This window comes from uncultured Roseobacter sp. (genome assembly GCF_947491795.1).
Lineage (GTDB): Bacteria > Pseudomonadota > Alphaproteobacteria > Rhodobacterales > Rhodobacteraceae > Roseobacter.
Map to the genome: position 1 here is coordinate 62,237 of NZ_CANLKW010000008.1, position 10,742 is coordinate 72,978.

Here is a 10,742-nt window from a genome sequence, read left to right on the forward strand (position 1 = left end):
TAACTGCCAACAACAAGGAGATTGAAATGAAAATGAGTATACTCACGGCGCTGGCCTGTACGGCCCTGGTGACACCTGCCTTTGCAGAAGACACGATCAAAATTGGTCTGGGCGTCCCGATGACAGGCGACTACGCCCCCTATGCTGAATGGCAGGGCGCGCGATGCATGGCCGAAATGATCAACGCAGACGGCGGTGTCGATGGCAAAATGATCGAGGTTCTGGTTCAGGACGCCGGGGCAGATACGCAAACGGCAATTTCGCTGGCGCAGAAATTCCTGGATGAGGGCGCCGTCATGCTTGGCACAATCCCCTTCTCGGATACGATGATACCTGTGGCACAGATTGCGCAGGGCTATGGCGTGTCAATCTTTCAACCCCAGTCCACACAGGTTGAGATGCACGCAGGCATTGTCGACAACTTCTTTACAGGTGTCTCACCGGACCCTTTCACCGCAACCGCGGCGGCCAACTATGCGCTGGAGAACGGCGCAAAAAATGTCGTCCTGCTGACCTCTGATGAAGGCGGCAGCTGGTCGGCCAAAACGCCGCTCTGGTTCGGTGAAGTGATTGAAGCAGGCGGTGGCAAGGTGCTCGACACGCTGAATTTCAGTTTCGGCACCTCTGACTGGTCACCCCAGATCGCAGAGATGCGCGCTCTGGGCGAAGAAATTGACGCCGTCTATATCTCCTCCATCATGCCGGATGTGGGTGTTCTGGTCCGGCAGCTGCGCAGTGCGGGCATCGACGCCTGGGTCGTCGGTTCAGACGGATTTGACGATCCATCGCTTGATGCGATCGGTACCGACGATCCGTCGCTCCTCGACAAGGTTTTCTTTGCGACACTGGCCCCCAGCCAGGCCGACAGCTCGGTGGTGAATTTCATCGAAGAGTGCAAGGCAATCGGTGTCGATGTTCCAGGTCTTTTCCCGGCAACCGGCGCAGACACGGTCAAAGCGGTGGCATGGGCGGTGGAGCAGTCCGGCAGTACGGACCCGGCGACAATCGCAAAAACCATCCGCGAGGCCGACAGCATTCCGGTTCTGACCGTCGACAGCATTTCGTTCAAGGATACAAAAACCTACGCACAGCGCACCATTCCGGTTATCGGATTTGAAGGCGGCAAGCGCGTTCTTGTGTCCAACATCGTGCCCGACAACGTCCCAACGGACTGGTAATAAAGAGTGGGGCACAGCCGCGCGCTGTGCCCTGTTGATCCCATGCTGGACATTCAGAATCTGCAGGTTTTTCACGGCCCCATCGAGGCGGTCCACGGTATTTCCCTGAGCGTCGCCAGTGGGCAGTGCGTCGCATTGCTCGGCCCCAATGGCGCGGGCAAAACCTCTACAATTTCAGCGATCTGCGGCATTGCACAGGCAAGCGGCACCATCGCCTTTGAAGGGACAGACCTGGCGAAAGTTTCCGTAGAGGACCGGATCGGACGCGGCATTGCGGTCTCTCCCGAGGGGCGGCGGATTTTCAGTAATCTCAGCGTAGAAGCGAACCTGCGCATCGGTGGCGGCATCCGAAGCGACCGCGAAAACATTCAGGCCGACATCGACAAATGGTTCGATACATTCCCAATCCTGGGAGAGCGGCGCAGCCAGCCGGGCGGCACTCTTTCAGGCGGAGAACAACAGATGCTCGCCATCGCCCGCGCGCTCATGTCCAGACCTAAAATCCTTTTGCTCGACGAGCCCAGTCTTGGTCTTGCGCCACGCATCGTGGCCCAGGTGTTTCAGATGATTGCACAGCTGCGGTCGGAGGGCATGACAATCCTGCTGGTCGAGCAGAACGCGCGGCAGGCCCTTGATATCTCGGACTATGGGTATCTGCTCAACAATGGCCGCATCCAGGCCCAGGGAACATCTGCGGAACTGGGTGGCAGCAAAGACATGATGGCAAAACTGACGGGACTGGTCTGAGATGGAATATGCAGCACAGCAGATCATCAACGCGCTGTCTTTCGGCGCAGAATACGCGCTGCTTGCACTGGGTCTCGCCATTGTCTTTTCCGTGATGGGGCTGGTCAATTTCGCACATGGCGAGGTGATCGCTGTCGGCGGCTACACGATGGTGGCCTTTGCCGCGCTGGTCACGGCAAACCCGCTGATCATCATTATTGGTGCTGTCGCCGCCACAGCGCTGACGTCCGTTGCACTGGAGCGGGTGGCGTTCAGACCCGTGCGCTATGCCGATCCGACCACGGGACTTCTGACAGCTTTCGGTGTGTCGATTGTCCTGCAAAATCTGTTTTTGCTTTTTATCTCTCCGCGCCCGATTGCGGTGACCTCTCTCTACTTTCTCGATGCGCCAGTCATGGTCCTGGGGGTGCAGATTTCCTCGTTGCAGATTTTTGAATCCATCACCACCGTCGTGGTGATCATCGGACTGGTGCTCTTTTTGCAACGCACCACTCTGGGGCTTGCCATGCGCGCGGCTTCGCTGGACTTTGAGATGGTGCGCCTGACCGGCATACGCGCCAACCGGGTCTTTGCACTGGCGTTTCTGATTTCGGGACTACTGGCTGGCCTCGCGTGCATTTTCATTATGGCACGCCGCGGGTCCGTGGATCCGCACTTCGGTTTCAATCCGGTGCTCAAAGCCTTTGTCGCCTGCGTGGTCGGCGGTTTTGGCAGCCTTCCGGGCGCTGTGCTGGGGGGCTTTCTGCTCGGGGCTGTCGAAGTTGCGATGCTGGTGCTTCTGCCGCAGGAATACGGCGGTCTGAAGGACGCCTTTGTCTTTGGGATCATTGCTCTGGTTCTCGTGTGGCGGCCGGACGGCATCCTGAGCCCGGCCCGGGAAAAGGGTGACAAGCTGTGACACTGACCCGAGGCCAGAAACGCGGGGTTGCCGGCGCCTGCATACTCGCCCTGATCCTGATCTCCATTGGTGTGATGGCATCTCTCTTTGCCTCAAACTATCAGCTGCGTCTGGTCTACAGTACATTTGTGAACCTGATCGTGGTCCTGGGGCTGCAGGTTTTCATGGGCAACTCCCGGCTCACCAACCTCAGCCACAGCGCGTTTATGGGTATCGGCGCCTATGCGGCAGCCATCTGTGTCACGCCCGTCGCGATGAAGCAGATCGCCCTACCCGATGCGCCCTGGGGCCTGAATGCCTTTGCGCTTGACCCTATAACATCCGCACTTCTTGCCCTCGTTATCACCGGGGTCATCGCGTTTCTGGTGGGCATCTTTATCGTCAGGATGACCGGCACCGGGGCCACAATCGCGACGCTGGCAGTACTGGTGATCGTGCATTCGATTTTCCTTTATCGAACGGACATCTTCAAAGGAAATCAGGCGTTTTTTGGAATTCCGCAGGTTTTCTCTCTGACATCCATTGTGATCCTGGCAGTGGTTGTTGTTTTCATTTCGCGCGGCTTTCGGGAAAGCGCCTGGGGCGTCATGCTGCGCGCGTCGGCGGATGACGAAACGGGGGCTGCGGCCATGGGTGTGAACGTCACCCGCCTGCGGCTCATCGCCTGGGTTCTGTCCAGCCTTATCATTGCCTGTGCGGGCATTTCCTATGCTTTTTTCCTTGGGACGATTTCTGCCCGCCCGTTCTATTTCAACCATGTCTTCCTGACCCTCGCGATGCTGATTTTCGGCGGCATGCGCACCGTGACAGGCGCGGTTCTGGGCACCTTTGCAATTTCGTTTGGCCTGGAGGTCGTCCGCTGGCTGGAAACCGGCCCGGTTGTCGTGGGGATTGACCTGCCCGAAGTGCTGGGCCTTTCAGGTGTCATGCTCGGTCTTGTGATCGTGCTGACGATGGCGATGCGCCCGGTGGGCGTGATGGGAGACCGGGAAATCGAAGAACTGTTCATCCGAAAGAGGTAGAGCACCCACTTGAATGTGGTCATCCCGTTTTGCCCCGGATCCGGCACCATTTCAGCCCATACCGACCGTCCTGGCTCAGGCAGCCGGTTTCAGTTCTGTCGAGAGTTCGCCTGCAATCTCTACGAGCGTCTGGCCTATCGTTTCACGGAAAGTGTCTGTAAACACACGCACGGACCCTGTGGCCCCGATCGAAAAGCGAGTGCCCCCGCCCCTCAAAGAAAGCGGCGCTGCAACTGAACACATCCCCCGCTCGAGCTCTTCCACGCATTCCGCATACCCACGCGCGCGGATCACTGCGAACTCGGCCTCAAGGTCAGGCAGCTTTGTGAGTGTGAACTCGGTATAGGCCCGGAGCTGGCCCTCTAGCCTGTCTGACAGAACCAGTTCCGGTGAAAAAGCTGCGATGGCCTTGGAACATGAGCAGGCATGCAACGGGCGCTTTCCCAGACCCGGGTGCAGAAAAGAAACACCAGACTGCGGCGTTTCCACATGAATGATCTCGACCGCCCTGCCCCGCAGCCGGGAGAGGAAAAAGGCTGCGCCGAAGTCATCTGTCGCGCGGCGCAGTGCCGGAGTGACAAGATCGGTCAGCGCTTCGTCCGATGTATCATCCTGCACGATCCGACGCAGACGTGTGCCGATTACGAACTTTCCACGCGCGACCGGTTCCAGCAGTCCAGCGGCAACAAGATCCTGCACGAGACGGTAAGCCGTCGCCTTGGGCAGATCCGAGTGCTCACAGATATCCGTAACCGTGGCTTCGGTTTTCTGACCCACAATCTCAAGAATGACCGTCAACCGTTCGAGATGCATAATTTCTCATATCTCAAGAATTGGTTTTTCGATATATGAGAAGGAGTGCAGAATCAAGGGAGGCGGAGCACCTATGGAGGCCACATGCTGCGGACCGGGCTATTCAAGCCCCGGTGAGGCGATCAAAGCCCCACGCGAAAAGTTGCTCTATACCATCGCCATATACACCGGCACGGGCATCCAGAAACCGGACTACCTCGCCACGGTTGATGCTGATCCGGAGAGCCCGACGTACAGTCAGGTCATCCACAGGCTGGAAATGCCCGGGATCGGCGATGAACTGCATCACATGGGCTGGAACGCCTGTTCGTCCTGTCATGACGACAGTTCCATGGCGCGCAGATATCTGCTGGTGCCCGGCGTCCGGTCAAACAACATTCACATTGTCGACACGGCAACAGACCCACGCGCGCCGCGGCTGCACAAAGTGATCGACGGGGCCGAGATCAGGTCTAAAACTGATCTGTCTGGCCCGCATACCGTACATTGTCTTGGGTCCGAGATCATTATCTCGTTTCTGGGAAATGCACAGGGGGAGGCCCCGGGCGGTTATCTGCATCTCAACAAGGAGTTCGAGATCGTCGGCCGCTGGGAGACCACGATGGGCGATATCCCCTTCAGCTATGATTTCTGGTACCAGCCGCGCCACAACATCATGGTCAGTTCCGAATGGGCTGCACCCAACACCTTTATGCCGGGCTTTGATCTCGAAGAGGTCGGCTATCTGAAATACGGGCGGCGCCTGCATCTGTGGGATTTTGAAAAACGCGAACCGGTCGAGACGATGTACCTGGGCGAGGACGGGCTGATCCCGCTTGAGGTCAAGTTTCTGCATGATCCTGACAGCACTCACGGCTTCTGCGGGGCTGCGCTCTCCACCAATGTAATCCACTTCTGGAAGTCAGAAACCGGTTCCTGGGAGTGGGAAAAAGTCATCGACGTAGACAACGAACCGCATCCGGAATGGCCGATCCCGGTCCCTGGTGTGATGTCTGCTATCCTGGTGTCGATGGATGACAGATACCTCTATCTCAACAACTGGCTGCACGGTGACATGCGGCAGTACGATATCTCTGATCCGCATAACCCGCGACTGACCGGACAGGTCTGGATGGGCGGCCTACTGGGCAAAGCACCGGAAGTCAATGGCGTAAAAGTCGCGGGCGGCCCCCAGATGTTCCAACTGTCGCTGGACGGCAAACGGCTCTATGTCACCACCTCGCTCTTCTCGACCTGGGACAACCAGTTTTATCCGGAAATCCGCACTCAGGGCGGTGTCATGCTCATGATCGACTGCGACGTTGAGAATGGCGGCATGGCGATCAACCCGGATTTTGTTGTCGATTTCGGCAAGGAACCAAACGGGCCCAGCCGCTGCCATGAAACACGCTATCCCGGCGGCGACTGCACAAGTGATATCTGGCTGTGACCGGAACACGAACCATCACAGTCGCAAATCGCAGGGGTGCGACCTACCAGGTTGATCCGCGCCGCCCCCTGCTCGACAGTCTGCGCGAGCAAGGCGCTGATCTGCCCTATGGCTGCAGATACGGTGGCTGTATCACCTGTGCCGCCAGGCTGACCAAGGGCGACATTGACCAGCGCCGTCAGGTCGCACTCAACAACCGGCAGATCGCGGACGGCTATGTTCTGCTCTGCGTGGCGCGGCCTCTGACAGACTGCACGCTTGAGGTCGGCGTCGACAGCCACGACCGCCTGTACCGCAACCCTTTCCTTGATCCGCTCGCACCACACGAGTTGAAAGCGGACATCGCCAGCCCAAAGGAGCCCTGAAGTGCCCGACGCAGATATCGACCGACGCTATGATTACTCCCAGGCCTACCTTTCGGAAATCCTGCGCTCTGTGAAAACAATTGCCATGGTCGGAGCGAGTGCGGACAAGACCAAATTCAGCTACGGCGTCCTGCGCGTTCTGCATGAGACGGGATATGACATGATCCCGGTCAATCCAAACCCAAAGGTCACACAAATCCGCGGCATACCGGTGTGCCGGTCGCTCGACGCCATCGACCGCCCCGTGGACATGGTCGAGGTTTTCCGCCCGAAAGAAGAATTCTACGGGATTGCAGAGCAGGCAATTGCAATCGGTGCAAAAGTGCTCTGGGGACAGATCGGGGTCTATGATGACGACGCAGCGCGCATGGCCGAAGCCGCGGGATTGAAGGTTGTCATGGACAGATGTCCGAAAATCGAACTCTTCCGTCCGTTCTGGAAACCGCGTCTCGATCTGGCAATCTGAGTTCCCTTGCGCCGCTTGATCCTGCAGCTGTCGATGACGGAGAAACGCAGCAGGAAACAGGTGACAACCAGAGCGTTTTCCTGAGACCGGGAACAGCTGGCGCAAGGAGAGCCGTCAGGACGACCGGAAATCCGCGCAATCGGGCCTGTCTCAATCATCCTGGTTTGCATTCCTTGCACGGAGGAAACAGTGACAGTTGCACGGTGTGCCACCACCCGGGTTCGCCGTTGTGTACCTTTGATCTATTCAGCATCTGCAAAGATCTGCAGTGTTTCATGCAATGCGTCCAGCTTTGCGGGCTTTTGCAAAACGCCGTCAAAACCGGCGCGCAGAGCAACCCGGGGGTCATGCCACCTGACATCCGCAGTCGTCGCAACAATGGGGATCCTCCGAAGTGCTGCCGATGGGTTGTCGCGGATCGCGCGGACAGCATCAACACCGGAGATCCCCGGCATGTGCAGATCCATGAGGACGACGCATATTGCATCCACATTCTCGGACAGTTTGATCTGAGCGTCCTGTCCGTCGATCGCATCGATACAGCCATAGCCCAGCTCGCGGCACATTTCCGCAAGAACAATCCGCGAGAACGGGTCGTCTTCGACGACCAGTACCGTATCAGAGCGCTGTGCTGTCATGAGGTAACACGCCGTTGACCGGCAATTTGATTTCGAAAGTGGTGCCTGCGCCGACCTCGCTCGAAACGCTGATTGTTCCGCCCATCAGGCTGACAAGTTCATTGCAGATTGTGAGGCCCAGACCCGCACCGCTGGTTTCCCTGGTGAACGAATTATCCACCTGGCGGAATCTTTCAAAGATCAGTTCCAGGTCGCCCTCGCCGATGCCCCGGCCGGTGTCCGAGACGGAAAAACCTGTTCTGGCTGTGTCACCGGCCGCCTCTGGTTTAAACGTCCGGATCGTGATCGTACCGGCTTTTGTGAAACGTGTCGCGTTGTCCAGGAGGTTATTGATGACCTGCGACAGGCGTATATCATCAACCCTCATGACCTCTGGCGCGCCGTCCTCGATCACGGTACGGATTTCCACATCTTTTTCCATCTGATCGATCAGGCCTTCGGCGAGGCGTTGCCATTCCTCGATCAGTGATGGCACAGACACCTCGCGTTCCCACAACTCAAGTGCATTTGCCTCCAGCCTTGAGGTTTCGAGCACGTCGGTCAGCAGCTTGATCAGCTTGTCAGATGCTTTTCGCCCAGTATCGACAAGCATCGCCTGCTTCCCCGAAAGCCCGGCGCGTTCCAGCAGTTCCAGGATGCCGCTGATCGCGGTCAGGGGCGTGCGAACCTCGTGGCTCATCGTCGACAGAAACGCTGACTTCATGTCGCTGACACTTTCTGCATCCCTTCTGGCTCTGTCCAGATCCCTGTTGGCGGCTTCCAATGCTTCAGTTGCCATTTCGGCAAATCGCAGACCCCGTCTGTTCGCCCGGGACAACAGGATGAAAAGCGCCAGCAGAGCAAAATCAATCCCGATACCGGCCACCAGGATTGCCGTGGATTCAAATCCGGAATTGTCCTGCCGAAACCCCAGACCGGCCCTGACATCCAGTGTCCATTGACGACCATAAAGTGGCATGATGATCTGTTTCTGCCCCAGGGAATTCCGGTCGTAGTCCGCATCCTGCGTGCTGATCTCGTCATAAATAACCTGGTCACCATCGCTGATGCGGACAGATGTGTCTCTGCGGTCCTTGTCCAGAACGCCTTGCATCAGCCGGCGGACCACAAAAGGTGCATAGACCGCCCCGTCAAAGTTCTCCGCCCGTTCTTCCTGAATATTGCTGTCCCTGTTCTGGTAAAACGGCGCAAAGAACAGAAAACCCGGGGTGCGGCTTTCATCCTGCACCAGAACGATCGGGCCCGTGATCTGCGCGCTTGCCGTATCCCGTGCCATCTCCAGGGTCGTACGACGGTTTACTTCATGCATCATGTCCAGCCCGATGGCCTCGAAATTGATGTCCTCCGGCTCGATAAAAGTAATCGGCTGGTAAACCTCCCCCTCGCGGGGCGGATGTACTGTAAAACCGGGACGGCTCAGACGCTGTTCGGACAGATATTCCTGCAATTCCGGCTGTCTGATTTCATGGATGACGCCAATGCCGTTTATGCCCGGATAGCGGAGTTCAATTTCGAGGTTTTCAGAAAACTCCCGCCATTTCGCGAGATCGACCTCGCCTCCATGGGTATGAATAGCTGAAACACCCGCCCAGAGCGCGAGTTCGTACTTCTGCAACCGCTCCTCGATGAGTTCCGCAACATGATCTGCTGCCACGTTAAAGCGAACCTCAGTTCTGAGTTCAATCTGGCGTTTGGAGTACTGCCACACCAATACCGTCAACAGCACAGAAACCAAGATCGCAATCCAGTGTACGAACCGCAATCGCCCCAGCCGTTCGATTGCCCGGCGCTCTTTTTCTACAGTCTCAGGCGGAAACTGTGGCACGACGCCGGGTATCTGACCGATCGGGTTATCAGCGGGCACCTTGGATATCCGGGCAATCAGAGTATCCTGCTGGTTCTGTCAGTATACAATTCGGACACTGCTGGCCCTTGCGGCATCGCATCTGCGGGACGCGGGCCTTTGTAAGGACGATGTGTTCAGGCCGCACGGGTCTGCGCGTAATTCACGATTGCTTCCAGATCGCCCACAGGCAATGGTTTGCGCAGGACCCAGCTCACGCCGGGATACTCTGCAAGCAGTTCACCATGCGCAAATCTGCCCGATCCGGTAACGATAATGATTTCCGCATCGGGGGCAGCATACCCCGCATATTGCGCAAGGCCCAGGCTGTTACCATCGCCGATAAACAGATCGAGGATCAGCAGCTCTACCTTGCTTGTGCGCAGAGATTTGTATGCACAGGCCAGGCTGTCACAGGACACGACCGTATGTCCTGCGTCTTCCAGACACAGGCTAAACGTTCTCCTGGCAGCTTCGTCGTCTTCGAGCACAAGCACGCGCATGACCAGTATTCCTTATCCGTTAACCATAAATTGGTTTTGGTTAAATTTCCGTTAACAGACTGCGAACCTTTTTAATCACATCCTCTGGTCTGGCCGTGCGGCTTTCCCATGAGTAACGCTGACCTGCGCAGAACTGAATGCAACCGCACCAACTGAATGCCGGCGTCGAAGCTGCGCTGTCATTGAACATTCTGCCGTGCTACGCTTCTGCATGTGTTCTGTTTGCGCAGGTGCCATCGCACCCGGTCATTACAGTCTGCGGTTCTGCGCACGGGGTGGTGAAATGACACGGCAAAAGAAAATTCTCATCGTCGAGGACGACAACTTCAACCGCTACATGATCAAGGCCATCATCGAAACGCTGGACATCGGGTTGCATGTGGATCTCGCCGAAGACGGCAAAGCCGGGTGCGAAACCATCGAACGTGCGCCTGACGACTATGCGCTTGTGCTCATGGACATTCACATGCCCAGGCTTTCAGGTCTTGAGGCAACCGACCGCATTCGCGCAAACGCCGGTGATCCGCCGCGGCATGTTCCGATCGTGGCTGTTACGGCGGATGCAGACTACCACCACCCAATGGCCGTCGAGGCGAAAGGGATGAATGGATTTCTGGCCAAGCCCATTGCTCCCGGAGAACTGCTCGCACTCATTGACCGGTATTGCAGCGCGGCGTGATCAAAGAAGGCTTCGCGCCCGCCCGAAAAAACATGCCAGCACCTGACCGTAGTGCCCGGTGACGGAGACACAACCAAAGACACATGCTTGTTGTGAAATGCGCGGGACAAGATGGTCTGAAGTTGCGTGCTGGTCAGGCTGATGCAGGAAAACAGAACCAC

General features: G+C 57.3%; 12 protein-coding genes. 8 read left to right on the forward strand and 4 right to left on the reverse strand.

Annotated elements, in window-relative coordinates; translation table 11 throughout:
• The first annotated feature begins 26 nt into the window (after nt 1-26).
• The 4 genes from Q1A34_RS20155 to Q1A34_RS20170 are packed head-to-tail and all read left to right on the forward strand — an operon-like array spanning nt 27 to nt 3,845.
• The gene (locus Q1A34_RS20155) at nt 27-1,178 is read left to right on the forward strand and encodes an ABC transporter substrate-binding protein (RefSeq protein ID WP_300038853.1); all 1,152 of its coding nucleotides are present in this window, start codon (nt 27-29) and stop codon (nt 1,176-1,178) included.
• Nucleotides 1,179-1,220: 42 nt separating this feature from the next.
• Nucleotides 1,221-1,925 (forward strand): ABC transporter ATP-binding protein, encoded by a 705-nt coding sequence (locus Q1A34_RS20160; protein WP_300038856.1) that lies wholly within the window; start codon nt 1,221-1,223, stop codon nt 1,923-1,925.
• Between the two features lies 1 nt (nt 1,926).
• Complete coding sequence (locus tag Q1A34_RS20165; protein WP_300038861.1) at nt 1,927-2,823, forward strand: branched-chain amino acid ABC transporter permease; 897 nt, start codon at nt 1,927-1,929, stop codon at nt 2,821-2,823.
• A complete protein-coding gene (locus Q1A34_RS20170) occupies nt 2,820-3,845 on the forward strand; it encodes a branched-chain amino acid ABC transporter permease (protein WP_300038864.1) in 1,026 nt (341 codons plus the stop codon). The genes Q1A34_RS20165 and Q1A34_RS20170 overlap by 4 nt, the downstream gene beginning before the upstream one ends.
• 75 nt (nt 3,846-3,920) lie before the next feature.
• Here Q1A34_RS20170 and Q1A34_RS20175 read toward each other — a convergent pair whose 3' ends face one another.
• On the reverse strand, nt 3,921-4,658 hold the full coding sequence (locus Q1A34_RS20175; RefSeq protein WP_300038867.1) for an IclR family transcriptional regulator: 738 nt from the start codon (nt 4,656-4,658) through the stop codon (nt 3,921-3,923).
• Nucleotides 4,659-4,731: 73 nt separating this feature from the next.
• On the opposite strand from Q1A34_RS20175, the gene Q1A34_RS20180 reads away from it, so the two are divergent.
• Genes Q1A34_RS20180 through Q1A34_RS20190 form a run of 3 tightly spaced genes read left to right on the forward strand, consistent with a single transcriptional unit; the run spans nt 4,732 to nt 6,918 of the window.
• Nucleotides 4,732-6,087, forward strand: a complete 1,356-nt coding sequence (locus Q1A34_RS20180; RefSeq protein WP_300038869.1) for a selenium-binding family protein — start codon at nt 4,732-4,734, stop codon at nt 6,085-6,087.
• Entirely contained in the window at nt 6,084-6,452 is a 369-nt protein-coding gene (locus tag Q1A34_RS20185) for a 2Fe-2S iron-sulfur cluster-binding protein (protein ID WP_300038872.1), read from the forward strand. The genes Q1A34_RS20180 and Q1A34_RS20185 overlap by 4 nt, the downstream gene beginning before the upstream one ends.
• Before the next feature lies 1 nt (nt 6,453).
• Complete coding sequence (locus tag Q1A34_RS20190; protein WP_300038875.1) at nt 6,454-6,918, forward strand: CoA-binding protein; 465 nt, start codon at nt 6,454-6,456, stop codon at nt 6,916-6,918.
• A gap of 242 nt (nt 6,919-7,160) precedes the next feature.
• Here Q1A34_RS20190 and Q1A34_RS20195 read toward each other — a convergent pair whose 3' ends face one another.
• The 3 genes from Q1A34_RS20195 to Q1A34_RS20205 form a co-directional block, all read right to left on the reverse strand.
• Entirely contained in the window at nt 7,161-7,556 is a 396-nt protein-coding gene (locus tag Q1A34_RS20195; RefSeq protein ID WP_300038878.1) for a response regulator, read from the reverse strand.
• Nucleotides 7,537-9,420, reverse strand: coding sequence for a CHASE domain-containing protein (locus tag Q1A34_RS20200; RefSeq protein ID WP_300038882.1), 1,884 nt, complete (start codon nt 9,418-9,420; stop codon nt 7,537-7,539). The genes Q1A34_RS20195 and Q1A34_RS20200 overlap by 20 nt, the downstream gene beginning before the upstream one ends.
• Before the next feature lie 116 nt (nt 9,421-9,536).
• A complete protein-coding gene (locus Q1A34_RS20205) occupies nt 9,537-9,902 on the reverse strand; it encodes a response regulator (RefSeq protein WP_300038885.1) in 366 nt (121 codons plus the stop codon).
• A 283-nt stretch (nt 9,903-10,185) separates the two neighbouring features.
• Between Q1A34_RS20205 and Q1A34_RS20210 the strand changes: the two genes are divergently transcribed.
• The gene (locus tag Q1A34_RS20210; protein WP_300038888.1) at nt 10,186-10,581 is read left to right on the forward strand and encodes a response regulator; all 396 of its coding nucleotides are present in this window, start codon (nt 10,186-10,188) and stop codon (nt 10,579-10,581) included.
• Nucleotides 10,582-10,742: the final 161 nt, after the last annotated feature.